The organism is Corynebacterium sp. H128 (assembly GCF_037482625.1).
Classification (GTDB): Bacteria; Actinomycetota; Actinomycetes; order Mycobacteriales; family Mycobacteriaceae; genus Corynebacterium.
The window spans coordinates 217,905-244,251 of sequence record NZ_JBBHKW010000001.1; the positions used below are offsets into that span (position 1 = coordinate 217,905).

24 protein-coding genes are annotated in these 26,347 nt (G+C 60.2%); 19 read left to right on the forward strand and 5 right to left on the reverse strand.

The features are described from left to right. Positions 1-6 precede the first annotated feature (6 nt). The 18 genes from WG915_RS01020 (at position 7) to secG (ending at position 18,589) form a co-directional block, all read left to right on the forward strand. Positions 7-2,028, forward strand: coding sequence for a primosomal protein N' (locus WG915_RS01020; protein WP_339563498.1), 2,022 nt, complete (start codon positions 7-9; stop codon positions 2,026-2,028). Between the two features lie 74 nt (positions 2,029-2,102). Then, complete coding sequence (def, locus tag WG915_RS01025; RefSeq protein WP_339563499.1) at positions 2,103-2,609, forward strand: peptide deformylase; 507 nt, start codon at positions 2,103-2,105, stop codon at positions 2,607-2,609. Positions 2,610-2,615: 6 nt separating this feature from the next. Beyond that, the gene (gene fmt, locus WG915_RS01030) at positions 2,616-3,560 is read left to right on the forward strand and encodes a methionyl-tRNA formyltransferase (RefSeq protein WP_339563500.1); all 945 of its coding nucleotides are present in this window, start codon (positions 2,616-2,618) and stop codon (positions 3,558-3,560) included. Next, on the forward strand, positions 3,550-5,058 hold the full coding sequence (locus WG915_RS01035; protein WP_339563501.1) for an RsmB/NOP family class I SAM-dependent RNA methyltransferase: 1,509 nt from the start codon (positions 3,550-3,552) through the stop codon (positions 5,056-5,058). Before fmt ends, WG915_RS01035 begins: the two co-directional genes overlap by 11 nt. A 14-nt stretch (positions 5,059-5,072) precedes the next feature. Continuing rightward, positions 5,073-5,741 carry a ribulose-phosphate 3-epimerase gene (rpe, locus tag WG915_RS01040; RefSeq protein WP_339563502.1) on the forward strand — a complete coding sequence of 223 codons (669 nt, stop codon included), beginning with the start codon at positions 5,073-5,075 and terminating at the stop codon, positions 5,739-5,741. A 1-nt stretch (position 5,742) separates the two neighbouring features. After that, a complete protein-coding gene (gene ribD / locus WG915_RS01045; protein WP_339563503.1) occupies positions 5,743-6,756 on the forward strand; it encodes a bifunctional diaminohydroxyphosphoribosylaminopyrimidine deaminase/5-amino-6-(5-phosphoribosylamino)uracil reductase RibD in 1,014 nt (337 codons plus the stop codon). A gap of 12 nt (positions 6,757-6,768) precedes the next feature. After that, positions 6,769-7,365 carry a riboflavin synthase gene (locus tag WG915_RS01050; protein ID WP_339563504.1) on the forward strand — a complete coding sequence of 199 codons (597 nt, stop codon included), beginning with the start codon at positions 6,769-6,771 and terminating at the stop codon, positions 7,363-7,365. Between the two features lie 50 nt (positions 7,366-7,415). Beyond that, entirely contained in the window at positions 7,416-8,690 is a 1,275-nt protein-coding gene (locus tag WG915_RS01055) for a bifunctional 3,4-dihydroxy-2-butanone-4-phosphate synthase/GTP cyclohydrolase II (protein WP_339563505.1), read from the forward strand. Next, positions 8,687-9,166: a 6,7-dimethyl-8-ribityllumazine synthase gene (ribH, locus tag WG915_RS01060; protein ID WP_339563506.1), complete on the forward strand. Its 480-nt coding sequence runs from the start codon at positions 8,687-8,689 to the stop codon at positions 9,164-9,166. The genes WG915_RS01055 and ribH overlap by 4 nt, the downstream gene beginning before the upstream one ends. Positions 9,167-9,196: 30 nt before the next feature. Beyond that, positions 9,197-9,709 carry a PH domain-containing protein gene (locus WG915_RS01065; protein WP_339563507.1) on the forward strand — a complete coding sequence of 171 codons (513 nt, stop codon included), beginning with the start codon at positions 9,197-9,199 and terminating at the stop codon, positions 9,707-9,709. Positions 9,710-9,713: 4 nt separating this feature from the next. Then, complete coding sequence (gene uvrC / locus WG915_RS01070; protein ID WP_339563508.1) at positions 9,714-11,705, forward strand: excinuclease ABC subunit UvrC; 1,992 nt, start codon at positions 9,714-9,716, stop codon at positions 11,703-11,705. A gap of 183 nt (positions 11,706-11,888) precedes the next feature. Beyond that, positions 11,889-12,743: an RNase adapter RapZ gene (rapZ, locus tag WG915_RS01075; protein WP_339563663.1), complete on the forward strand. Its 855-nt coding sequence runs from the start codon at positions 11,889-11,891 to the stop codon at positions 12,741-12,743. 80 nt (positions 12,744-12,823) lie between these two features. Then, positions 12,824-13,774, forward strand: coding sequence for a gluconeogenesis factor YvcK family protein (locus WG915_RS01080; RefSeq protein WP_445227752.1), 951 nt, complete (start codon positions 12,824-12,826; stop codon positions 13,772-13,774). Positions 13,775-13,825: 51 nt separating this feature from the next. Then, entirely contained in the window at positions 13,826-14,809 is a 984-nt protein-coding gene (gene whiA, locus WG915_RS01085; RefSeq protein ID WP_339563510.1) for a DNA-binding protein WhiA, read from the forward strand. Between the two features lie 335 nt (positions 14,810-15,144). Further along, positions 15,145-16,152: a type I glyceraldehyde-3-phosphate dehydrogenase gene (gene gap, locus WG915_RS01090; protein WP_339563511.1), complete on the forward strand. Its 1,008-nt coding sequence runs from the start codon at positions 15,145-15,147 to the stop codon at positions 16,150-16,152. Positions 16,153-16,260: 108 nt separating this feature from the next. After that, complete coding sequence (locus WG915_RS01095; protein ID WP_339563512.1) at positions 16,261-17,466, forward strand: phosphoglycerate kinase; 1,206 nt, start codon at positions 16,261-16,263, stop codon at positions 17,464-17,466. Positions 17,467-17,481: 15 nt separating this feature from the next. Next, positions 17,482-18,264: a triose-phosphate isomerase gene (gene tpiA / locus WG915_RS01100; protein WP_339563513.1), complete on the forward strand. Its 783-nt coding sequence runs from the start codon at positions 17,482-17,484 to the stop codon at positions 18,262-18,264. 91 nt (positions 18,265-18,355) lie between these two features. Further along, on the forward strand, positions 18,356-18,589 hold the full coding sequence (gene secG, locus WG915_RS01105; protein ID WP_339563514.1) for a preprotein translocase subunit SecG: 234 nt from the start codon (positions 18,356-18,358) through the stop codon (positions 18,587-18,589). A 64-nt stretch (positions 18,590-18,653) separates the two neighbouring features. Here secG and pgl read toward each other — a convergent pair whose 3' ends face one another. The 5 genes from pgl to tkt are packed head-to-tail and all read right to left on the reverse strand — an operon-like array spanning position 18,654 to position 25,155. Continuing rightward, a complete protein-coding gene (gene pgl / locus WG915_RS01110) occupies positions 18,654-19,406 on the reverse strand; it encodes a 6-phosphogluconolactonase (RefSeq protein ID WP_339563515.1) in 753 nt (250 codons plus the stop codon). Between the two features lie 2 nt (positions 19,407-19,408). Next, on the reverse strand, positions 19,409-20,356 hold the full coding sequence (locus tag WG915_RS01115; RefSeq protein ID WP_339563516.1) for a glucose-6-phosphate dehydrogenase assembly protein OpcA: 948 nt from the start codon (positions 20,354-20,356) through the stop codon (positions 19,409-19,411). Between the two features lie 16 nt (positions 20,357-20,372). Beyond that, positions 20,373-21,911, reverse strand: a complete 1,539-nt coding sequence (gene zwf / locus WG915_RS01120) for a glucose-6-phosphate dehydrogenase (protein ID WP_339563517.1) — start codon at positions 21,909-21,911, stop codon at positions 20,373-20,375. 43 nt (positions 21,912-21,954) lie between these two features. Next, a complete protein-coding gene (tal, locus tag WG915_RS01125; RefSeq protein WP_339563518.1) occupies positions 21,955-23,040 on the reverse strand; it encodes a transaldolase in 1,086 nt (361 codons plus the stop codon). A 24-nt stretch (positions 23,041-23,064) separates the two neighbouring features. Next, complete coding sequence (gene tkt, locus WG915_RS01130; RefSeq protein WP_339563519.1) at positions 23,065-25,155, reverse strand: transketolase; 2,091 nt, start codon at positions 25,153-25,155, stop codon at positions 23,065-23,067. Between the two features lie 273 nt (positions 25,156-25,428). Here tkt and WG915_RS01135 point away from each other — a divergent pair, with 273 nt between their 5' ends. After that, positions 25,429-26,343 (forward strand): heme o synthase, encoded by a 915-nt coding sequence (locus WG915_RS01135; protein ID WP_339563664.1) that lies wholly within the window; start codon positions 25,429-25,431, stop codon positions 26,341-26,343. Positions 26,344-26,347 lie beyond the last annotated feature (4 nt).

Here is a 26,347-nt window from a genome sequence, read left to right on the forward strand (position 1 = left end):
ATGGCTATGCCCAAGACCCGCACCGCAGCCGCTCACTTGCCTGTGGCGCGGGTTTTGCCGTTATTGGGGCTTGCCCATCTAGATCGCACCTTCGACTACCGGGTGGACACCGAGCTGGATGAAGTTGCGCGCCCCGGTGTCCGACTGCGGATCCGCTTCGCGGGCAGGCTTGTCGACGCCATCTTGCTCGAAAGACTCGCAGAGTCCGATCACGAGGGACAACTGGCTTGGTTGGAGCGCGTCATCTCCCCGGACATTGTCTACCCGCCACAGACGGCAGCACTCGTAGAGGCTTTGTGTGCGCGCTATGCCGGCACGCGTTCCGATGTCATCCGCTCGGCGATACCTGCCCGCCACACGGGCGCAGAAAGCGCAGATACGACCGCGCCCTGGCCGGAACTTGGTGCGACGCAGGAACCTGACATGTCCGATTGGGCCAGCTACGTCCATGGGCCTTCCTTTGTCGATGCAGTGCTCGCCGGAGCGACGGCACGCGCAGCCTGGCAGGTGTGCCCGGGGATACCGTGGGAGCGCTCCTTAGCCGCACTGGCGGCAAAGACTGCTATCGACGGCGGTGGGGTACTCATTGTTCTTCCTGATCAACGTGATGTCGACAGGCTTGAGCAGGCCCTCCGTGAGCATGTTAGTGCCAAGCAGATTACGGTATTGACTGCGGCGCTGGGCCCGCAGGCCCGCTATCGCAGATTTTTAGCAATTCTGCATGGTCAGGCCCGCATCGTCATTGGCACCCGGAGTGCTGCCTTTGCCCCGGTGCAGAATCTACGGCTGGCGGCGCTGATGTTCGATCACGATGAGAACTTGGTTGATCCCCGTGCTCCCTATCCGCACGCCCGAGAGGTGTTGACTACGCAGAGTCAGCTATCGGCCTGCGCGCTGTTGTTGGGCGGATATTCCCGCAGTGCCGAAACCCAACTGCTGGTGGAAACCGGGTGGGCACACGACGTAGTCGCAGCGCGGGATACGGCACGCAGGCATATGCCGCGCATCCGTGCGGTGGGAGATAGCGATGCGGAACTCGAGCGCGACCCTAGAGCTAGGTCTTCCCGTATCCCGCGGATCGGCTACGAGGCGGTACGTGCCGCCCTGGAGCGCGGGTTGCCGGCGCTCGTGCAAACTCCGCGGAAGGGGTATATGCCCACGCTGAGCTGCGGCACTTGTCGAGCCCCAGCGCGCTGCCGGCACTGCAACGGCCCGATCGGCGTACCAACAGCAACGGGCGATTCGCCAGGGGTGATCACCTGCCGCTGGTGCGGCCGCCCCGAACTGAGATTTCGCTGCGGCAACTGCGGTTCTGGGAAAATTCGTGCAGTAGTGCTTGGCAATGAGCGGACTGCGGAAGAGCTAGGTCGCGCATTCTCCGGAGTCAAAGTGTTGGCCTCCGGGGGCTCCCGAATTCTGGAAGAAGTACCCGCGGGGCCTGCCATTGTCGTCGCTACGCCCGGCGCGGAGCCGCCCGTCCCAGGTGGCTACGGGGCGGCTTTGTTGCTGGATCCCTGGGCGCTCTTGGGGCGGGAAGATTTGCGTGCCAATGAAGATGCCTTGGCAAAGTGGCTGGGTGCTGCGGCACTGGTGCAGTCACACACCAAGGGCGGGGAAGTCGTCGTGGTTGCCGATAGCGCTTTACAGGTTGTTCAGGCCTTGGTGCGTTGGGACCCGGTGTGGGCTGCCCGTGGCGAGCTCTATCAGCGCAAGGAGGTTTCGCTGCCGCCGACGGTCCATATGGCAGTGGTGGACGGCCCTACTCGTTCGGTGGAGGCCTATCTTGAACTGCTGGAGTTGCCGGACGCGGCGGAGGTCCTCGGACCGGTCGATCTTCCGGTAGGAGTCACGCTGCCGGGTACCTACGATGAGGACACTTTTGGCCCGCCACAGCGTTATCTCGTGCGGGTACCGCTCGGGCCCCGCAACGAGTTAGGTGAGGCCTTGCGGGCCGGGCTGGTGGCGCGTGCAGCGCTGAAGGATCAGACTCCGTTGCGGGTGCAGGTTGACCCGATCAATATCGGTTAGCCGGGGTGGCTGCCTGCGCGGGTTAAGATGAATCGGACAACCAAAGGCTCATGACAAGGAGATGGCTACCCCCAATGACAATCCGTGACATCCGCATGTTCGGTGACCCGGTGCTGCGCACGCAGGCCGATGAGGTCACCGTGTTCGACGATTCTCTCGCTACGCTCATCGAGGACATGCTCGAGACCATGGATCATTACCAGGGCGTCGGCTTGGCCGCGAACCAAATCGGGGTTACTCGACGAGTGTTTGTCTACGACTGTTCCCACGAGACGCCAGGGGCGCGGGGACATGTGGTCAATCCAGTATGGGAGCCGATTGGCGAGGAGATGCAGCTTGGGATTGAGGGCTGCCTGTCCATCCCGGACATCTCTAAGGATACGGAGCGCTATGAACGCGTTGCAGTTAGTGGCGTGGATAAGCATGGGGAAGCGGTGAGCTTTGAGGCCGAGGGCCTGCTGGCCCGATGCGTGCAGCACGAAACGGATCACCTGGATGGGGTGCTGTTTCTCAAGCGACTGACCCCAGAGCTGCGTAAAGAAGCAATGGCTGAAATCCGAAACTCCGAGTGGTTTAAGTAGGAACATATGCGTCTGATTTTTGCTGGCACACCAGAACCCGCGGTCGTGGCCCTGCGGAAGCTGCTTGCTTCCGAGCATGAGGTAGTGGCGGTTCTGACCCGACCGGATGCGAAGAAGGGGCGGGGACGCACGCTTCATCCCTCTCCAGTGGCAGAACTTGCTGCTGAGCACGGCATCGAGGTGCTCAAACCGACCTCGTTGAAGGCTGATACTGCGGATGGACAAGCAATCCGTACCCGTTTGCATGAGTTGCAACCCGATTGCATTCCCGTGGTGGCCTACGGCAACTTGGTGACCAAGGATCTGCTTGATATCGCCCCGCACGGCTGGGTGAACTTGCACTTCTCCCTGCTGCCGGCCTGGCGTGGCGCAGCTCCGGTCCAGGCAGCCATTCATGCCGGTGACGATGTCACCGGTGCCTCGACCTTCCGTATCGAGGAAGGCCTGGATACCGGGCCAGTCTTCGGCACAGTCACTGAGGCCATTAAACCGAGCGATACTTCTGAGGACCTGCTCACCCGGCTTTCCGACGTCGGTGGTGACCTGCTCGTAGCGACCATGGATGGGTTAGCGGCCGGCCAGCTCTCCGCCGTCCCACAGGCCGGTGAAGCGAGCTACGCCGCAAAGATCACCAAGGATGATGCCCAGATCGATTGGCACACCCCAGATTTTGCTATCGATCGAATGATCCGCGCATTTACGCCCGCACCCGGCCCGTGGACCGCCCTGGAAGGGCAGCGCTACAAGGTGGGGACAGTCCTGCGCACCGAGGAAGACACGCTCCGGCCAGGGCAGCTACAGGTGTCCAAGACTGAGGTACGCGTAGGTACCGGAACGAATGACCTGGTTATTGAGTCAATCCAGCCGCCAGGAAAGAAGATGATGCGCGCGGCCGATTGGGCACGCGGTGCACAGCTAGGTGAGGATACGGTGTTTACGCATGAGTCTTAATAATCCCGGGGGTTTCCGAGCCCGCACAAAGCAAGGTGGCCAGCCTCAGCCTGCAAGTGCAAAATCCACGCAGTCGAAGTCGAACAAGTCTCAGCAGCGCCCTAAGTCCCGGGCTACGGGAACCACACGGCAGCGTAACAAGGACGATTTGGTGTCGCGGCTTGTTGCTGCCGGCGTCGATAAGCCCCGCGCTGTGGCCTTCCAGGTGCTCCGGGCGGTGCGTGCCGACGAAGCCTACGCCAACCTGTTGTTGCCTAAGGCCTTGCGGGGGCAGCAGCTTTCGGGGCGCGATGCTGCTTTTGCCACCGAACTTACCTACGGCAGCCTGCGCGTTCAAGGGGTGCTTGACACGGTAATCGACGCCGCCAGCTCCCGGCCACTCCGCGAAATCGAGCCAGAGATTGCGGATGCGCTGCGTCTCGGCGCATACCAGGTGTTGTACACCAGGGTTGAGCCGCATGCTGCGGTAGATACGACCGTCCGCATGGTCGAAGGTACCGGCCATGAGCGCGCCAAGGGCTTTGCCAACGCGATCCTGCGTGGCATCACCCGCAAAACTCCGGAGCAGTGGCTGGCGGATCTCACTCCCAGTGATCCGACCGCGGCACTTGCGTTTCGTACCGCGCACCCGCAGTGGATTGTGGAGAGCTTTGCCAAGATGCTTAGCGAAGGAGAGCTCGAAGCAGCCTTGGTCGGAGACTCCGAGCGTCCCGTCGTGCACTTGGTGGCGCGCCCGGGCGAGATTTCCGCAGAGGAGCTTGCCCTGATGTCGGGCGGTACCGAGGGAAAATACTCTCCCTATGCCGTGTATTTGGACGGCGGGGACCCGAGCCAGGTAGAAGCGGTGCGCCAAGGGCTGGCGGGCGTCCAAGACGAGGGCAGTCAGATCATTGCGCGCGCACTCGCGGAGGCGCCCGTGATCGGCCCAGATCAGGGCCGCTGGCTCGACCTCTGTGCCGGGCCGGGCGGTAAGGCCGCGCTGATTGGGGCGCTGGCCCGCATTGACGGTGCCCAGGTGGACGCTGTGGAAGTCGCACCGCATCGCGCCCGCCTGATAGAGAACATCGTCCGGGAACTACCGGTCAAGGTTCACGTCGCGGACGGCCGTGACCCGGGTTTGAGCCCGGGCTATGACCGCGTGCTTGTCGACGCCCCCTGCTCCGGTCTTGGCGCTTTGCGCCGACGCCCGGAAGCGCGCTGGCGGAAGAAGCCAGGCGATATCGCTGAGTTGAGCACCCTCCAGTTCGAATTGCTCAGCTCGGCCATTAACCTCGTTCGGCCAGGCGGCGTGGTCGTGTACTCCACATGCTCGCCGGACATTCGGGAGACGCGTGAGGTGGTGGAGCGGGCAACTGCTGAACTAGGGGTAGCGGAGCTGGATGCTCACGAGCTTGCCTGTGGCATGACGGATGCGGGATTTGAGAAGTCGGTGCAGATGTGGCCCCACCGTCATGGGACGGATGCGATGTTTTTCGCCATCTTGCAGCGCCCAAGCTAGATATGATGGAGAACATGCCTGTAGATAACTTCGTTCGCCCCATCATCGCTCCTTCCATCCTGGCGGCGGATTTCTCCGCCCTTGGTGAGCAGCTCCGCGCCACCGACAACGCGGATTGGATTCACGTGGATGTGATGGATGGGCATTTCGTGCCGAATCTCTCCTTCGGCGCGGACGTCACCAAGGCAGTACACCGCTGCACCGATAAGCCACTTGATGTGCACCTGATGATTGAGAATCCAGAGCAGTGGGTGGCGGACTACGTCGCAGCGGGAGCCTCCTGTGTGATCTTCCATGTAGAGGCCACTTCGGAGCCGGTTGCACTCGCGCGCCGACTGAAGGAGCTAGGGGTTCGGGCCGGTTTTTCCCTACGTCCGGGAACTCCCATCGAGGACTACTTCGACATCATCGCCGAGTTCGATCTTGTGCTGGTCATGAGCGTTGAACCCGGTTTTGGTGGCCAGAGCTTCATGCCGGAGCAACTGGATAAAGTCCGAGCGCTGCGGGAACTAATCGACGGCCAGGGCCTGAGCACCCTGATTGAAATCGACGGCGGCATCAACAAGGACACCATCGGCCAAGCTGCAGCAGCGGGCTGCGACGCTTTCGTCGCGGGATCTGCAGTATATGGCGCTGCCGATCCGGCTGTGGCCATCGAAGAACTGCGCGCACTGGCGTCATAGCGTGGACGCAACAGCAGTTGATTTAGCCCTCAGCGCGGCGCTGGCGGCGGGGGATCATGTGCGGGGCACAACCTCGCCAAACCCGCCGGTGGGCTGCGCGATCATCAGCCCCGAGGGTGAGCTGCTGGGCACTGGAGCGACGCAACCACCAGGGCAGGGCAGGGGAGAACACGCTGAGGTTGTAGCACTCCGGAACGCGGGTGCGCGTGCGCGTGGCGCCAGTGCCGTGGTCACGCTGGAGCCCTGCAACCATACCGGGCGGACAGGGCCCTGCTCGCATGCGTTGGTGGCCGCCGGTGTCTCCGAGGTGTACTACGCCACCGCAGATCCGAACCCGCTGGCAGCCGGCGGTGCGGAATACCTGCGTAACTGCGGCGTTGCGACGACCTTCCTCGACATCGAGGTAGCTGCGCTCCAGCCGTGGTTGCATTCGGTCCGAACCGGACGCCCACACGTGACGGTGAAGACTGCGAGCACCCTAGACGGCTATTCGGCCGCGCAGGACGGCAGTTCCCAATGGATCACGGGCGAGCAGGCTCGTGCTCACGCCCACCGAGACCGCTCGCTCAGAGACGCGATCATCGTTGGGACAGGTACCGTACTCGCCGACAATCCGCGACTGAGCGCGCGGGAGGAAACCGGGAATCTCTATCCGAAGCAGCCCCGGCGGGTGGTCGTCGGCAAGCGGGCGTTGCCTGCCGATGCGCACTTGGTGGCCGCTGACGTAGCGCGCTTTGACACTTTGGCGCAGGCGCTGAATGCGCTCTGGGAAGCCGGTGCGCGTGACATCTTGATCGAGGGGGGACCGACGCTAGTTGGTGGCGCGCTCCAACAGGGGCTCGTGAACCAGCTACACGCTTACATCAGCCCAGCACTTTTGGGGGCGGGACTCGCGCCGATGGTGCTGAGCCTGACGGGCGAGACAAGCATTTCGGACCTGATTCGGCTTAAATTGGCTAAGGTTGAACAATTAGGAAACGACGTGCTCATTGTGGCCGACGTCGCAGCGAAGTAGAGGGCAATAGACATGTTCACGGGCATCATTGAAGAACTGGGCACCGTAGCCGAGATCAACGATTTGGGTGATTCTATTCGCTTAACCCTCAGCGCACGCACGGTACTTAGTGATGCGCAGTTGGGTGCCTCGATCGCCGTGAACGGCGTGTGTCTGACCATCGCAGAGCTCAGTGACACCCAGTTTTCCGCGGACTGCATGCTGGAGACGCTCAACCGTTCCAGCCTGGGCACCCTGCGGGTGGGAGATCGCGTCAACCTCGAGCGTGCAGCGTCAGTGAACGCGCGTCTCGACGGCCACATTGTGCAAGGCCATGTCGATGCCACTACCACGCTACTGAGTCGCAAGCATTCGGAGCATTGGGATGTACTACGCTTTGCCCTCCCGGAGCAGCTCAGCCGCTACGTTGTGGAAAAAGGCTCCATCGCCATCAACGGAACGTCACTGACTATTTCAACCCTTGGCGCCGACTTTTTTGAAGTGTCCCTCATCCCGGTGACGCTTGCAGAGACTGTATTCGGGAAGCTGGAAATTGGGGCGGTGGTCAATCTGGAGGTAGACGTCATCGCTAAATACGTGGAAAGAATGCTCGGCACCAAGCAGAGCTAAGTAAGGGCAACTGACCGTTAAGGTTTCACTTGAGATTAGGCTAGGACAGCGTGGCTACGTTAAGTACCGAAGAAACTAACAAGCAGGTCCAGTTGGACTCCGTAGAAGATGCAATCGCCGCCATCGCCGCCGGCAAAGCCGTCGTGGTGGTTGATGATGAGGACCGCGAGAACGAGGGGGACCTCATCTTCGCTGCCGAAAAGGCAACGCCCGAGCTAGTGGCGTTTATGGTGCGCTACTCCTCCGGGTATATTTGCTCCTCCCTCACGGAAGAGGACGCGGATCGTTTGCAGCTTCCCCCGATGATCGCTCACAACCAGGACGCGCGTGGTACGGCCTACACCGTCACTGTGGATGCCAATACTGGTAGCACCGGCATTTCCGCTACCGCGCGGGCCGAGACGCTGCGTCGGCTGGCCGACCCGGCCTTCGGCCCTAGCGACTTCACGCGGCCCGGACACGTGGTGCCACTCCGCGCCCGCGAAGGTGGCGTGCTGATCCGAGCCGGACACACTGAAGCCGCAGTGGACCTGGCGCGGATGGCGGGCCTGCGCCCAGCCGGCGTGCTGTGCGAGGTAGTCAGCGAGGATGACCCGACGGACATGGCGCGTGGGCCAGAACTGCGAAAGTTCTGTGACAAGCACGGCCTGAAGATGATCTCCATCGAGCAGCTGATTGCGTGGCGACGACTCAACGAGGTCCAGATTCGGCGCGTGGTGGAAACCCGCCTGCCCACTGATTTCGGCGAATTCCGCGCCATCGGGTACCAGAGCACCATTAACCAGATGGAGCATGTCGCGCTGGTGGTAGGCAATCCAGAAAGCGATGGGGGACAGGACGTCCTCGTTCGTGTCCACTCCGAGTGCCTGACGGGTGACGTGTTTGGCTCGCGGCGCTGCGACTGCGGCCAGCAACTCCACGCCTCCATGAAGATGATCCAAGATGCCGGGCGCGGCGTGATCCTTTACATGCGTGGGCATGAAGGCCGCGGTATTGGACTGCTGGCTAAACTGCAGGCGTATCACTTGCAAGATTCCGGGGCCGACACCATCGACGCGAACCTCCAACTGGGGCTCCCGGCAGACGCACGGGAATTTGGTACCGGCGCCCAGATCCTGCACGATTTGGGTATCAAGACGATGAACCTGATCTCGAACAACCCAGACAAGCGTGCTGGGCTAACCGGCCACGACATCAGCATTAGTGGTCGGACCGAGATCCCGGTGGATATTCACCAGGACAACATCACGTACTTAAAGACAAAGCGAGACCGCATGGGGCACGCCATTCCGGGACTGGAAGACGCGTTGCAGGAGCAGCCATGAGTGGAGAGGGACGCCCAGAACTGCAGCTTGTCGACGCCACCGGCCTGCGCGTCGCAGTGGTAACTGCCTCCTGGAATGCCGAGATCTGCGATCAGCTACATGCCCGCGCGGTGGCCGTCGGCATGCAATGCGGCGCGGAGGTAAGCGAGTACCGCGTTGTAGGCGCACTGGAGCTCGGCGTAGTAGTGCAAGAGCTGGCCCAGCGTTATGACGCTGTGGTCGCGCTTGGTTGCGTGATCAAGGGTGGCACCCCGCACTTTGAGTACGTGTGCGAATCCGTCACTGCGGCACTCACCCAGATTGCATTGGACACTGCGACGCCGATCGGAAACGGTGTGCTGACTACGCTGACGCATGAACAGGCGGTGGATCGGAGCGGCGTGGCCGGTGCGATGGAGGATAAAGGCGGCGAATCTATGGTGGCTGCGCTGCATACCGCACTGGTGCTTTCCCAGATTCGCAAGGCCAACGGCTAAGCTTGACTGATACACAACTGGGCTAGAAGGATGGAACCTGTGTCGGAACTGGAAAAGGAGCGCGAGCGGCTGGCAGCGCTCGACTCGGTCACAACAACACTGAAGCCGTGGGAATTTGAGCTGCGCTCACAGTACTTGGCTCGGATGTCGTGGATCGTCATCGCCATCATCATGGCGGTGCACATTTTCATGGCTGTGGTGGTTGGAATGGATTACACCGGCGCTGCCGTCACCTTCGTGGACAAGTTCGCCTTCGTCGGTATCGGCCTGGTCATTTCCTTCTTCGCCTATCATCTGCGTCGTCCGCGGGTACGGGCCAACGCCGATGGGGTGGAAGTCCGTAACTTCATTGGCACCCGGTTTTACCCATGGTCCGTGGTGTACGGGCTGGCGTTCCCGAAGGGCGACCGTATGGCCCGCCTGGAATTGCCCGAATTTGAATACGTCCCGATGTGGGCTTTTCAGGCTGGGGATAATGCGCGCGTGGTGAAGGCCGTAGCAGCTTTCCGCGGCCTCGAAGATAAGTACATGCCGGAAGACTAAGCCTATGGCAGACCCGCTCGACTACCGCCCGGCCGCTGGATCAATCCCCACGCAGCCGGGTGTTTATCGCTTCCGGGATGGCGCTGGCCGTGTGGTGTACGTGGGTAAGGCCAAGAATCTACGTGCTCGGCTATCCAACTATTTCCAAGACCTCACTCAGCTGCATCCGCGCACCCGCCAAATGGTGCAGACCGCCACTGGTGTGGAATGGACGGTAGTTGGCAGTGAAGTCGAGGCGCTGCAGCTGGAATACACCTGGATCAAGAAGTACGATCCCCGCTTCAACGTTAAGTACCGCGACGATAAGTCCTATCCCATGTTGGCGATCACGCTGAATGAGCCCTTCCCGCGGGCTTATGTCTATCGCGGTCCCATGCGCAAAGGGGTGCGCTACTTCGGGCCCTACTCACACGCTTGGGCAATCCGAGAAACTCTCGATCTGCTGACCCGGGTTTTCCCGATGCGCACCTGTTCTAAAGGCGTGTTTAATCGGCATGCTCAGCTCGGGCGGCCGTGTTTGCTCGGTTACATCGATAAGTGCGCGGGGCCATGCGTTGATAAGGTCACCGCTCCGGAGCACATGGAGATCGTGCGGGGTCTCATCTCTTTCCTCTCCGGCCATACTGCGGGCGTGACTAAGCAGTTGGAACAGCAGATGACGGCTGCCGCAGAGCAGCTCGACTTTGAACGTGCAGCGCGACTGCGGGATGACCTGGGGGCGATCGCCAAGGTGATGGAGCGCCAGTCCATAGTGTTGAGCGACGGCACCGACGCTGACGTGATCGCCGCTGTGTCAGATGAGTTAGAGGCAGCCATCCAGGTGTTCCATATCCGGGGCGGTCGCGTGCGCGGACAGCGTGGCTGGGTCGTCGAGAAGCCAGCGCAGGTGGCAGAGGCGGGCGATAGCCCCGACGCAGAACTCTTGGGCAACTTCTTGCTGCAGTTCTACAACGAGATTGCGGATCGACTGGCGCAGGAGGCTGACAGCGAGCGCCTCGGCGCAGAGATCCCGCGGGAGATCTACACCCACGCTGCCCCCGCTGATAGCGCAGAACTGGAACACTTGTTAGCTGAGCTGCGGGGTGGCCCAGTGCATCTGCGGGTCCCGCAGCGCGGCGATAAGCATGAGCTCATAGAGACGGTGCAAAAGAATGCGGTGGAGGCGCTCAAACAGCACAAACTGAAGCGGCAAGGTGACCTAACTACCCGCTCAGCTGCGCTGCAGCAACTGCAAGAAGCTCTGCTGATGTCAGAAGCCCCGCTGCGTATCGAATGCACCGATATTTCACATATTCAGGGCACCGATGTCGTCGCATCCCTGGTGGTCTTTGAGGACGGTTTGCCCAAGAAGTCCGATTACCGGCGCTACAAGATCAAAGAGGCTGCCGGCGATGGGCACTCCAACGATGTCGCTTCCATCGCGGAGGTGACTAGGCGACGCTTCCTGCGCCACAACCAGGACCGAACTGCGGTGCCTGATGCCGAGGAATTTGACGGCACACGCTTTGCCGACGAACAGGTCACGGAATATTCCGTCAGCGGCAAGAGATTCGCATATCCGCCGCAGCTTTACATCGTTGACGGCGGCCTGCCGCAAGTCAATGCCGCCCAGGAGGTCTTTGAGGAGCTTGGTGTACACGACGTCATGCTCATCGGACTGGCGAAACGCCTCGAGGAAGTATGGTTGCCAGGAGAGGAAGACCCGCTCATCCTGCCACGAAACTCTCAGGCGCTGTATCTCTTGCAGCACATTCGTGATGAGGCGCACCGCTTCGCGATCACATTTCATCGGCAGCAGCGCTCCCAACGGCTGCGGGTTTCCGAGCTGGACGATATCCCCGGATTGGGGCAACAACGCAAGGCGGAGTTGGTGAAGCATTTCGGTTCGGTGAAGAAACTGCGCTCCGCCACCCAGGAGGAGATCGAACAAGTCAAGGGCTTCGGGCCGAACCTAGCGGCGAAGGTTGTGGAAAAGTTACAACAGAGCGCTACCTGAGCGCTACGCAGATGCATTTTCCCGGGCTACACTGTGAGCATGACACAAGCCGATCGCAGTGGGGAACCTGTGACCAATGGACTTCCGACTTCCGCGGACATCGTAGTAACACCGGAAGCCGACGACGAGCGCACCCGTGGCGCGGTACTCAAACATGCCGAAAAGGAAGAAAACGGTACTAAAATGCCGGTGCTTATCACCGGTATGTCTGGCGCTGGCTTGAATTCTGCTGCCCGGGTCCTGGAAGACATGGGCTGGTATGTTGCGCAGAACCTACCGTCCGCCCTCATCTTGGACATGGTGCAGATGTGCTTGGCCGAGGACTCGCCGGTGGAGCGGCTGGCACTGGTCTCGGATGTGCGATCCCGACCATTCAGCGGCAACCTCATTCAGGTTATCGACGAGCTAGACGCCCGGGGGCAACGCCCAATTATTTTGTATATGGAAGCCCGCGATGACATTCTCGTGCGCCGCTTCGACTCCGTGCGCCGCACCCACCCGATGCAAGGTCCAGATACCTTGCAGCACGGGATTTCCCGCGAGCGCCAGGCCATGTTCGAGGTGAAGGAAATTGCGGACATCGTCATCGATACTTCGGACTTGTCCGTTCATGACTTGCGGCGTGCGATTGAATCCAGCTTCTACAGTGTTACCTCCAACAAGGAGCATGTGACTCTGCAGTCTTTCGGTTTCAAACGCGGTGCCCCGCATGACACCGACTTGATTTTGGATGTTCGTTTTCTGCCGAATCCCTATTGGGTGGGGGACTTGCGCAAGTTCCGCGGTACAGACGCACCTGTCTCCGAATATGTGCTGGCACAAAAGGGCGCCCGCGAGTTCATTGACAACTTTGTGAGCATGTTTAACACCATGGTGCGCGGCTACCGCCGGGAGGGGAAGCGCTTTGTCACCGTCAGCATCGGCTGCACCGGAGGACACCACCGCTCCGTTGCAATGGCGGAAGAGATCGGGCGAATTTTGTCACAAAACAGCGAACTTGAAGTGGCTGTTATCCATCGCGACATTAAACTTAGCTAATTATTCATCACTAGCCACTGATACTAACGAGGTTTATCATGCCTTCCGAGGACGTCTCCTTACCTGAACACTTACGCTCAATGGTGTGTTTAGGCGGCGGACACGGACTATTCCAGACCCTGCGAGCAGCGCGGATCCTACAAGTCCCGAATATTCAGGCGATCGTCACGGTTGCCGATGACGGTGGCTCATCAGGACGCATCCGGCGGGAACTCGGACAGATCCCGCCCGGAGATCTCCGGATGGCGCTGTCCGCGCTCGCCCGGGACGACGCGGAAGGGATGATGTGGGAGCAGCTGCTGCAGCATCGATTTGCAGGCACCGGGGCGCTAGCCGGACATGCCGTGGGCAATCTGCTGATCGCAGGCCTGACGGATGTGCTCGGCAATGAGACAGCGGCGCTGGATGTCGTCGCAAAGCTCACGCGCTCTTATGGGCGGGTGCTACCGATGTGTGCACAGCCGCTGGAGATTGAGGCGGAAGTCGCTGGGCTTTCCGACGACCCGAGGCTGATCCGCAACCTGCGGGGCCAAGTGGCGGTGGCAACCACCCCCGGCGAGGTACGCCGGGTGCGGCTGTTGCCGGATCGCCCGCCAGCTTCTCTGGAGGCGTTGGCGGCCATTCAGGACGCTGACTTGCTCACCATCGGTCCGGGGTCGTGGTTCACCAGCGTGATTCCGCACATCCTGGTGCCGGACATCGTGGCGGCCATTAACGAGTCGCAGGCGCTGCGCGTGGTGATCCTGAATCTCTCCAACACGCAGCTGGAAACTACCGGCTTCTCCATCGAACGTCATGTGCATATGCTTCGCCAGCACGCGCCGGAACTGCGAGTTGATCGCTTCCTACTGGATCGGGCGATGCCGATCGATTCCACTGCATTAAGTCACCTGGAGCGTGCTGCTGCGGCTATGGGCGCAGTGGTGCAGGTTGATGACGTGCGCAAATTCCGGGACAACGGCGAGGTTACTGATCGTCATGCGCCGGAAAAGCTAGCCCGATCACTGCTGCGCCTCATGCCTGCAGACTAGAGTGTTTATTCATCCCGCAACCATCTATGTGAAAACCAGGAGAGAAGCTTCGTGACGCTCACCGCGCAGGTCAAAGACGAGTTGGCAGTTGTATCTGTAAGCAGGGCGTCCGCACGAGTGGCGGAGGTGGCTGCGATAGTACGCTTCGCGGGGTCCGTGGAGACGGTTGCCGGCCACAACATCTTGGAGATTGAGCTCGACAATTCTGGGGCCGCTCGTCGGGTGCAGGAAACCCTTTCCGAGCTGTATCACAAGCAGGTGCAGATCCACACGATCGGCCCGGGCGGGATGAGTAAATCCACCCGCTATGTGTTGCGCATAAGCGATGGCGTGGATGAGGTTATTCGCAGGCTCGGACTGATTACTCGATCCGGCCATCCGGTGCGCGGATTGCCGCCGCAGGTGGTTTCCGGCACCGTTTCGGATGCCGAGGCAGCGTGGCGGGGTGCCTTTCTAGCCGCGGGTACGTTGACGGAACCGGGGCGTACCTGCTCTTTGGAGATCGAATGCCCAGGGCAGGAAGCAGCCTTGGCGTTGGTGGGGTGTGCTCGCCGCCTTGGCATCAGTACTAAGACCAAGGAAACCCGGGGCAGTGAGAAAGTATTCGTCCGTGACGGGGAAGCCATTGGCGCGCTTCTCACGCGTATTGGCGCTATGAGCACTCGTTTGGAGTGGGAGAAGCATCGCGAACGCAAGCAGCAGCAAAGCGGCGGGCATCGCCTGGCAAACTTTGATGATGCCAACCTGCGACGTTCCGCGCGGGCCGCTGTCGCTGCCGCGGCACGGGTTGAGCGAGCCCTCGAGATTCTGGGCGATGACATCCCGCAGCACCTTGCCGAAGCCGGCCAGTTGCGGGTGCTTCACCGCCAGGCTTCGCTGGAAGAATTGGGCCGACTGGCTGACCCGCAGATGACCAAAGACGCTGTTGCCGGCCGTATCCGTCGACTGTTGTCGATGGCTGATAAGCGTGCCGAGGAGATGGGGCTGCCGGATACAAACTCGGCTGTTACGGAAGAGTTGCTCGAAGATCTCTAGCCTGTGTCTAGAGTCACACAACATTTCAAAAGATACATAGCTTACTGTCCAGATTAGGGTACCTTTCGGTGGCGGTTCTTCGCAGCTAAGGGCTTATTTCTCTGGCCACACGGCAGGCGACTTCGGGCACTCCACAAGCCCGAACTAAGTTATGTGAGAATATGCCCGAATATGTGGTCTTTTGTGGGGGTGGGCCAAACCGGGCAGGGCTGCAATGGGCTTTTCCCGCTGCACGTCAGTGATTGCGTAGGTACGCTTGGGGCAGACGCGGATGCAGCGGCCCGAAAGTCGGTCGGCATTCTCGTGGCACAGCACCCTAACTAAAGGAGAACATTGTGACCATTCGTGTGGGAATTAACGGCTTTGGCCGAATCGGACGTAACTTCTTCCGCGCTGTCCTGGAGACTGGCTCGGACATCGAGATCATCGCAGTTAACGATCTGACCGACAACAAGACCCTGGCAAACCTGCTGAAGTACGACTCCATCTTGGGTCGCCTGGGCAAGACCGTTGAATTCGATGATGAATCCATCACCGTCGATGGCAAGAAGATCATCGTCACCGCCGAGCGCGATCCAAAGAACCTGAAGTGGGGCGAGTGGGGCGTAGACGTAGTCGTCGAGTCCACCGGCTTCTTCACCAAGAAGGAAGACGCACAGGCCCACATCGACGCTGGTGCCAAGAAGGTCGTCATTTCCGCACCCGGTTCCGGTGTTGACGGCACCTTCGTTGTCGGTGTGAACCACACTGATTACGACCCGGAGACGATGACCATCATCTCCAACGCATCGTGCACCACCAACTGCCTGGCTCCAATGGCAAAGGTGCTCAACGACAAGTTCGGCATCGTCAAGGGCCTGATGACCACCATCCACGCTTACACCGGCGACCAGCGCCTGCACGACGCTCCGCACAAGGATCTGCGTCGTTCCCGCGCCGCTGCAGTGAACATCGTTCCTACCTCCACCGGTGCAGCTAAGGCAGTTTCCCTGGTTCTCCCAGAGCTCGAGGGCAAGCTGGACGGCTTCGCAATGCGTGTCCCAGTGATCACCGGTTCTGCTACCGACCTGACTTTCGAGGCTTCTCGTGAAGTAACCGTCGAAGAGATCAACGCTGCCATGAAGGAAGCCGCAGAAAACGGCCCACTCAAGGGCACCCTGATGTACTCCGAGGACCCACTGGTTTCCTCCGACATCGTCACCGATCCACACGCTTCCATCTTCGACTCCGGCCTCACCAAGGTTATGGGCAACCAGGTCAAGGTTGTCTCTTGGTACGACAACGAGTGGGGTTACACTAACCAGCTCGTGAAGATGACCGAATACGTAGGCGAGCGCATCTAATCCTCGCTAGACTTTAAGCAGTGGCCCGCGCCTGTAAGAGGCTGCGGGCCAGCTGCCTATCTGGACCACATTTTTTACTCGCAGCAACAATTCAGGAGACTGTGACTAATGAAGAACCTCAACGACCTGCTCACCGAAGGCGTCGCAGGCCGCAACGTGCTCGTACGTTCGGACTTTAACGTCCCGCTCAACGACGAAGGCGATATCACCGATGCTGGCCGCATCAACGCTTCGCTGCCAACGATTAAAGCACTGGTAGAAGCCGAAGCCCGCGTCATCCTCATGGCGCACCTTGGCCGACCTAAGGGCGAAGTCAATCCTAAGTACTCCCTGGCGCCGGTCGCTGAGGCACTGTCTGAGGCACTCGGTCAGTACGTTCCGCTGGCTGCTGACGTCGTTGGCGAGGACGCCCATGAGCGGGCCAACGGCCTGAACGATGGCGACGTCCTCCTGCTGGAAAACGTCCGTTTTGACGCGCGCGAGACCTCCAAGGACGAGTCCGAACGCGGGGCATTCGCGGATCAGCTGGTCGCATTGACCGGCGACAATGGTGCCTTCGTATCCGACGGCTTTGGCGTGGTCCACCGTGCCCAGGCTTCCGTTTATGACGTCGCGCAGCGCCTGCCACACTACGCTGGCGGCCTGGTGCAGAAGGAAATTGAGGTTCTTAAGAAGATCGCCGATGAGCCTGCACAGCCTTATGTTGTCGTACTCGGTGGCTCAAAGGTTTCCGACAAGCTCGGTGTGATCGAGGCACTGGCTCCGAAGACGGACGCGCTCATCATCGGTGGTGGCATGTGCTACACCTTCCTCGCTGCACAGGGTTACAACGTACAAAAGTCCATGCTGCAGGAAGAGATGATCGATACCTGTAAGGACCTGCTCGAGCGCTACGGCGACAAGATCAACCTGCCGGTGGACCTCGCATGGGCACCAGAGTTCGCGGAATCTGCTGAGAAGACCATTACCGGCTTGGAAGACACCCCAGCAGGTCAGCTTTCTTTGGACATCGGACCGGAGTCCGTCAAGAAGTTCGCTGCGGTGCTCAGCACCGCCAAGACCATTTTCTGGAATGGCCCGATGGGCGTCTTCGAGTTTGAGAAGTTCTCCGATGGCACCCGCGGCGTTGCACAGGCAATCATCGATGCCACCGCTGCTGGAGCCTTCTCTGTGGTCGGCGGTGGCGATTCCGCTGCTTCCGTCCGCGTACTCGGCCTGAATGAAGACGGCTTCTCTCACATTTCCACCGGTGGTGGCGCTTCCCTCGAATACCTCGAGGGTAAAGAACTTCCCGGCGTCGCAGCGCTGGCATAGAAAGGTAGTAGAAACATGACCCGTAAGCCACTTATTGCCGGCAACTGGAAAATGAACCTGACTCACCTGCAGGCGGTCGGTTCCGCACAGAAGCTGGCTTTCTCCCTGCCTAAGGACCGCTACGAGAAGGTGGACGTTGCCCTGATGGTGCCGTTCACCGACATCCGCTCCGTGCAGACGCTTGTCGACGGCGACAAGTTAGAGTTCACCTATGGTGCGCAGGACATCTCCCAGCATGAGTCCGGAGCCTACACCGGTGAGGTCTCCGCTGAAATGCTCAAGGCACTTGGTTGCACCTGGGTGGTCGTCGGCCACTCAGAGCGCCGTGAGTACCACGCTGAAACTAACGAGATTGTGGCTGCTAAGGCGAAGGTCGCGCTGACACACGGAATTTCTCCAATCGTCTGCGTCGGCGAAAAGCTGGATGTACGCGAAGCAGGGGAGCACGTTGCGTTCGTCGTCGAGCAGACTAAGCAGTCCCTGGCAGGGCTCAGCGCCGAGGAACTCGCTACTACCGTCATTGCCTACGAACCAGTGTGGGCGATCGGCACCGGCAAGGTTGCCTCAGCAGCGGACGCCCAGGAAGTGTGCGCTGCGATCCGCGTTGCCGTGCGTGAGCTGGCTGGCGACGCCGTCGCAGACGGTATGCGGATCCTCTATGGTGGCTCCGTGAAGACGGATTCAGTGGGCGAGATCGTCTCCCAGCCGGATGTTGATGGTGGCCTCGTCGGTGGTGCCTCGCTCGACGGCGAGGACTTTGCCAAGCTCTGCGCTGCAGCAGCAGCCGCCGCAGTCTAATTCGCTATGCGAGTCGTTTAACTTCAGCTGATGTGCCACGTGTACAATGGCTGAAGTTAATCGCTTTTCACTTATGAAGGATCATTGAAACATGGCTCTCGCACTACAGATCATCCTTGTCGCAGCCAGCGTCATCATGACCATTCTGGTCCTGCTGCACAAGGGTAAAGGCGGCGGCCTGTCGAGCTTGTTCGGTGGTGGCATGCAGTCGAACCTGGCGGGATCTACCGTGGTGGAAAAGAACCTCGACCGCTTCACGATCATCACTGCCGTGATTTGGATCGCGTGCATCATCGGTCTGAACCTGCTGCAGGCCTACAGCTAAGCCCTTAAGCACTAAGGAGCCCCCTCATCCCATTAAGGGAGAGGGGCTCCTTCGCTGTGCGATGTTAGTGAAGACTAGCATCCTGCGCGAGGTATAGGCGAGAGTCTTTCCGGCCCTGCGCCCCTGCAGCGGGCCAATCCACATGGCTCGACCCAGCGATCACATGACCGGCAGCCACAGCTTTCTCTGCACCCGCGACCAACAACCACACCGCATCCGCGCTGCGGACAGCAGGTAAGGTGAGCGACACGCGGGTAGCCGGTGGCTTAGGAGAATCCTGCACCGCCACCACGAGTTTGCTGTCTTCTCGCACGGCAGCTGTATGCGGGAAGAGGGAGTTGATGTGGCCTTCGCCGCCCATGCCGAGCAAGTGCAGGTCGAAGCCTTTCGGAGCCCAGGTGGCCAGCTCTTGTTCGTACCAAGCAGTTGATTCCTCTAGGGACATCTCACCGAGCCGGTAGGAATGTACCCAGTCCGGATTGACGGGAACGTGGTTTAGTAGCGCTTCCCGTGCCTGGCCTTCATTGGAGTCAGGGTGCGCCACAGGAACGGCGCGCTCGTCACCGAAGAACACGTGCACCCGTGACCAATCGATACGCAGTGCCGGGAACGTTTCCGCCTGCGCAGTGGCTGCGGCGTCGAACTCAGCGAGAGTGCGCAGGACACCGATGCCAGCACCGCCGCCGGTGAGCACCACGCGGGCGATGCCGTCGCCATGCACGCCGCCTCCGGCCTGAACAGCAGCGATTTTTGCGATGGTGTCGCTGGCGGCGCGCTGGATGAGGGCATCGAGGTCAGAAACATTAATGACGTCCATTCTTAGACCTCCTGTACTCGGTAGAGACCACGCAGCGCCTTGGCGTAAGCGTTATCGGGATCGAGGTGGCGCAATTCCTCAGCCAGGCAGTCAGAGTTGGCGCGGCGCCCAACCGCGACGAGGGAAGGTGGACAACCCGGCAACTGGACAGACATGGTGTGGGCGTCGCTGACCGCGACGATGACCGTGCCGGAGCTGCGGTGTAGTTCGATCTTTGAGATCGGGTGGCAGCATTCGCCACTCTGGTCGCGGTACTCGCAATCGTGGGTAGTGCGGTGCAGTCGGATTGGCACTGCGAGGCGATCGGCGAGCCAGCCAGCGGCCACATTAACGGCCGGGTCGTTGGGCCCATGAATGTCCACGGAGGTTACCTGTTCGTGGGGTGGCTGATCCAATGCGGAGGCCAAGACACCGCGCCACGGGGTTAGTCGTGACCAGGAGAGATCCGAATCCCCAGGGGTGTAGTGGTTGCGGCGGGACAGCGCGGCGGTGGGGTCTGGATCGTAGGCCACATCCGTGATGCGCCGCTGGGCGATCTGGCCAATAGGATCATGAGCCAATTGCTTCGGGGCGCTCGTGGGCCACCACGCGACGATAGGGGTATCGGGAAGCAGCAGGGGAGTGACGATCGCGGCCAAGTGTTCGGTGATCTCGCCACTCACCCGCATAATAATGATCTCGGAGGCACCGGCGTCGCCGCCGATGCGGATCTCGGCGTCGAGGCGCGTGGTGGCGGTGACATCGCCGCGGATCAGGACCAGCACGCGGGAGGGATGCTCGCCCGAGGAGTCATTGATGGAGTGCAGGATGTCATCGATGGGACTGCTGGTGTCTGTAACCACGATCAGGGTCAGGACGCGGCCAGTGGTGACCTGGTTGCCCATTTCGCGAATCGTGACGAGTTGCTTCGCGATGTCCCGGGTGCTGGTGTCTGCAAGTTCAAAAATCATGTCCAGAATCCTTCTGCTATGGGCGTCGCCACGTGCGGCCTTCACGGGCCATCATTCGGTCAGCACTCTCAGGGCCCCACGTACCGGCGGGATAGTCCTCCGGCTTGCCACGCCCGGCCCAATACTCCAGAATCGGATCGAGGATAGCCCAGCTCAACTCGACTTCCTCGTTGGTCGGGAACAGGGAGTTCTCGTCCAACAGCGCGTCGAGGATGAGGCGCTCATAGGCCTCGGGAGATTCCTCGGTAAAGGCCTCAGAATAGGCGAAATCCATGTTGACGTCACGAACCTCCATGGTCGAGCCGGGAACCTTGGAGCCAAAGCGCATCAGCACGCCCTCGTCGGGCTGCACGCGAATGACCAGTGCATTCGGCCCCTGGGACGCGGTGGTCGATTCATCGAAAGTCAGGTGTGGTGCCTGCTTGAACACGACGGCAATCTCAGTCACGCGCCTGCCGAGCCGCTTACCGGTGCGCAGGTAGAAGGGGACGCCCGCCCAGCGCCGCGAGTTGATGTGCAACGTACATGCGGCAAAGGTCTCGGTGCCGGACTCGGGGTCAAAGCCCTCTTCGTCGCGCAGCCCGACGACGCGCTCCGAGCCCTGCCAACCTGCGGTGTACTGGCCGCGTGCAGTAGTTTTTGCCAGCGGGTACACCGGCGCAGTTGCACGCAGTACCTTGATCTTTTCTGCCCGCAATTCACGAGGGTTAAAGGTGATCGGCTCTTCCATGGCCACGAGCGCCAGCAGCTGCAGCAGGTGGTTTTGGATCACGTCTCGGGCAGCGCCAATGCCGTCGTAATAGCCGGCACGGCCGCCCAGTCCGATGTCCTCTGCCATGGTGATTTGGACATGGTCCACAAAGTTCGCGTTCCAGAGCGGATCGAAAAGCTGGTTGGCAAAGCGCAGCGCCATGATGTTCTGGACGGTTTCTTTGCCCAGGTAGTGGTCGATACGGAACACCGAGTCTTCTGGGAACACCGCGTTGACAGCCTGGTTGAGGACCCGAGCGGAGTCTTGGTCATGGCCGAAAGGCTTCTCAATAATGACGCGACGCCAGGAAGAGTCAGTGCCGTGGGCCATTCCGGAGCGATCGAGCTGATTGACTACGTCGTCAAAGAAGTCTGGGGGAACGGAGAGATAGAAGGCCCAGTTGCCGGCGGTACCGCGAGAAGAATCGAGGTCGGCAAGCAGTGCCGCAAGGCTGTCGAAGGCGAGGTCGTCATTGAAGGCACCACTAACAAAGTGCATACCGTCCGCAAGCCGTTCCCAAACATTCTGGCGGATCTCAGTGCGAGCCCCGGCGATGACCGCCTCGTAGACATAATTCTCAAAGTCTTGTTTGGACCATTCGCGGCGCCCAAAACCGACAAGAGAAAAGCCCGCAGGCAGCAGGCCGCGATTGGCGAGATCATAAATCGCGGGCAGCAGCTTCTTGCGGGCAAGGTCACCCGTCACACCGAAGATGACCATGCCGGAAGGGCCAGCAATGCGCGGCAAGCGCTTGTCTTGGGGATCTTTTAATGGATTCACCCATTGTCCGGTGCTTGCTGCCACGCTGATTTCCTTCCGACGGCTAAAACGGTACGTGAAAGAAATCTTATGCTAGTTTGCCCTCGATCGAAATCAACAGGTCGCTCCAACTAGCAATGAACTTGTCCACGCCCTCTTGTTCGAGTACTCGGAACACGTCCTCAGTGTCCACCCCGGCGGCGAGAACCTTGGCAAAAAGCTCCTCGGACTCTACCTGGCGGCCGGAAAGGGTATCGCCGTGCAAGACATCAGAATCCAGGAGCGCGCGCAGCGTTGCCTCTGGCATGGTGTTGACGGTGTGTGGGCCTGCCAGTTCGGAGACGTACATCGTTGCGGGGTAATCCGGGTTCTTCACACCGGTGGACGCCCACAGTGGACGCTGGACATTGGCTCCGGCTGGCAGCACGTTGTCAGCGAGGAGCAGATCCTCGAAGGCAGCATATGCCAGGTGAGCATTTGCTAGTCCGGCTTTGCCCTTGAGATCCAATGCCTCTGGAGTTCCGATGGCATCGAGGCGCTTATCAATCTCAGTATCCACGCGGGAGACGAAGAAGCTCGCCACGGAGTGGATCTTTGAGATGTCGAGGCCCTTCTCGTGGGCGCGGTTGATGCCGTCGATAAATGCTCCGACGACCTCGCGGTAGCGGGCTACGGAGAAGATCAGGGTGACGTTCACGCTGATCCCCTCTGCAAGTGCTTCGGTGACTGCTGGCAGCGACTCCAATGAGGCCGGGATCTTGATCATGACGTTCTCGCGGCCGACACGTTCGTAGAGCTGGCGGGCCTGCGCGAGGGTGGCATCCTTGTCCTGGAACAGGCGGGGATCTACCTCGATGGAAACCCGGCCATCCTGGCCGTTGCTTGCTTCGTAGATTTCGCTGAACTGATCGCAGGCATTGCGTACGTCCTGGATGGCCATCTCATAAACCGCCTCGTCAGCGTTCATGCCTTGGGCCTTCAATTCGGCAAGCTGTTGGTCGTAGGCGTTGCCCTTGCTCATCGCGCTGGCGAAGATAGCAGGATTGGTGGTCACGCCCACGATGCCGGTGGTGTCGATGATTTCGCGGAGGGTGCCGGAATCTAGGCTGTCCCGGGAGAGATCATCGAGCCAGACGGATGTGCCTAGCTTTGCTAGTAGCTCTACTTGGGTCATAGTTGTATCTTCTTTCTGCATCGGCTAGTTGCCGAGCGTTTCGCGAGCTGCGGACACAACTGACTCAGTGGTCAAACCGAACTCGCGGTACAGGGTTTGGTAATCGGCGGATGCGCCGAAGTGCTCGAGGGAAACTGCCTTACCTTGGGTACCCAGGAATTGGTGCCATGGCATCGCAATCCCGGCTTCCACGGATACTCGGGCTGGCACGGTGGCTGGGAGGACTTCCTCCCGGTAGGACTGATCTTGTTGCAGGAACCAATCCATGCACGGCATGGACACTACGCGCGCCTTGATGCCATCCTTGGCCAGTTCGGCTGCTGCCTCAACCGCAATCTGGACTTCAGAGCCCGAGCCCATGAGGATGATGTCAGGGGTGCCCGCAGTGTCCACCAGGGTGTAGGCGCCCTTTGCGACGCCGGCCATGGCCTTCTCCTTGGTGCCTTCCAGCACCGGCACGTTCTGGCGGGTGAGCGCCAGGCCCTTTGGGCCGGCAGGTGCCTCGAGGGCACACTTCCAAGCCGCAGCGGTTTCGTTGGCATCAGCGGGGCGCAAAATGCTGAGGTTCGGCATCGCGCGGAGCGCCGCGAGCTGCTCGATGGGCTGGTGGGTTGGGCCGTCTTCGCCGAGACCGATGGAATCGTGCGTCCAGACGTAATAGGTATCAATTCCCATCAACGCGGCCTGACGCACGGCCGGACGCATGTACTCGGAGAAGATGAGGAAGGTGCCGCCATAAGGCCGGTTGCGGCCGTGCAGCGCCATACCGTTGAGGATCGCGCCCATGGCGTGCTCACGGATACCGAAGTGCAAGTTGCGGCCATAAGGGGAGGTAGTCCACGTCTCGGTGGTGATCTCCTCTGGGCCGAAGGACTTCTCACCCTTAATAACGGTGTTGTTTGAGCCGGCAAGGTCGGCGGAGCCGCCCCACAACTCAGGCAGGGACTTGCCCAACGCCTGCAGGGTGGCCTCCGAAGCCTTACGAGTGGCTACACCCTTGGGATCGGCATCCCACGTTGGCAATTCCTCGGCCCAACCGGCAGGCAATTCCCGGGCCTGGGTGCGTTCGAGGTAGGCCTTGCGCTCTGGGTACTGGGCGGCCCAGGCGTCGAAACGCTGCTGCCACTCGGACTGCATGGCTTCGCCGCGCTCGGCAGCCTTGCGGGTGTGGGCAAGTACGTCGTCGTCGATGTGGAAGTGCTTATCGACGTCAAAACCGAGCTCGCGCTTAGTCGCAGCAACCTCTTCTGCGCCCAGTGCCGCGCCGTGAATACCGCCGGTATTCATAAGGGTAGGGGCGGGGTAGCCAATGATCGTGCGCAGCCGGATGAACGTCGGACGCTGGGTGTCCGCCTTGGCTTCTGCTACTGCTGCGAGAATCCCTGCGACGTCTTCGCCACCTTCGATCTCGAGCACTTGCCAACCGTAGGCACGGTAGCGGGCGCAGACATCCTCGGTGAAAGCGATCTGGGTGTTGTCTTCGATGGAAATGCGGTTGTCATCCCAGAACACAATGAGATTGCCTAGTTGCTGGGTACCGGCGAGTGAGGAAGCTTCTGCGGTGACGCCTTCCTGCATGTCGCCGTCGGAAGCAATGACGTAAATGTGGTGATCCCAAATGGACTCACCTACAGCCGCCTCTGGCTCGAGCAGGCCGCGCTCGCGGCGGGCAGCCATTGCCATGCCAACGGCGGAAGCCAGACCCTGACCGAGTGGTCCGGTGGTAATTTCCACACCCTTAGTGTGGCCGAATTCGGGGTGTCCAGGGGTCAATGCGTCCCAGGTGCGCAGTGCCTGTAGGTCCGGCATTTCTAATCCGAATCCAGCCAAGTACAGCTGGATGTACTGGGTGAGGGAGGTGTGCCCGCAGGAGAGAACGAAGCGGTCGCGACCTAACCATTGGTCGTCCGTGGGGTTATGCCGCAGGACGCGTTGGTAGAGGGTGTACGCCAGGGGTGCCAAACTCATTGCGGTACCTGGGTGGCCGGAGCCCACTTTCTGGACTGCATCGATGGCAAGAACGCGTGTGGTATCCACCGCCTTAGTATCTAGCTCGGTCCAGTCAGCTGGATAGGTGCGCTTAAAAAGAGCTTGAAGATCCGGCGACAATGCCACGATAGGTTCCTTCTTTCCAGGTGGTATTCAACTTATAAGGCACCCCGAACTTGCCAGAGGTGCAAACAGGATCCAGTTTAGTGGAAAGCCCCAACTGGGGTTCCGATTCGGCATTCTGCTGTGCTAGGCGATACCATGGCTCAGTTGGCATTTCCACACTCGGGAACTAATTGGGCTCCAGATCCGACTACTGTTGGTGAAGCCTTGAATAACGACGGGCTCGTGGTGTCGAAATGCGGCGAAAATACTGACATTTGTGCTGGAGGGACATCCTTGGAGACAATCAAGGCTTACATTGCGCTGACGAAGCCAAGGGTGATTGAGCTCCTGCTGGTGGCAACAATCCCTGCCATGCTGCAGGCGGACCGTGGCGAACATCATGCAGGTCTAGTCTTGCTCACCGTCATTGGTGGTTGGATGGGTGCAGCTGCCGCCAACACCTTCAATATGGTCGCCGATTCTGATATCGACAAGGTGATGGGACGCACCCAGAAGCGTCCGCTCGCAAAGGCCACAGTCTCCAATCGTGCCGCGACGATCTTCGCGTGGACGCTCACCATCGTGAGCTTCCTCTGGCTTTGGTTGCTGTGTCACTCCTTGCTCGCTGCGGTGTTTGTCATGCTGACCATCGCGTTCTATATCTTCGTCTACACCAAGTGGCTGAAGCGTTCCACACCGATGAATATCGTGTGGGGCGGCGCAGCTGGCTGCATGCCAGTTGTCGTTGGCTGGGCTGTGATTAAAGACAACCTACCGGCTGGTTCTCCCTATGTCTGGTGGCAAGCCGTCGTGTTGTTCATGGTCATTTTCTTCTGGACTCCACCCCACACCTGGGCGCTGGCGATGAAGTACAAAGAGGACTACAAGGCTGCGGGCGTGCCCATGCTCCCCGTGGTTAAGGAGCCGCACGAGGTAACCCGGCAAATGGTCTGGTACACCTGGGCAACTGTGATTACCACCTTGTTGCTCGTTCCTGCTGCTGGCTGGGTCTATGCTGCGACTGCTGTAATCGCTGGCATCTGGTTCATCGTGATGGCAACCTCCCTGCACCGCAAGGTGTGTAAGGGCGAGGAAACTAAGCCCTTGGCGTTGTTCATCTTGTCCAATAACTACTTGGCAGTGCTCTTTGTTGCACTTTCTATCGACGCGATTATGGCTCTAGAACCCCTGCGTACCGTGTTGTTCTAACTGA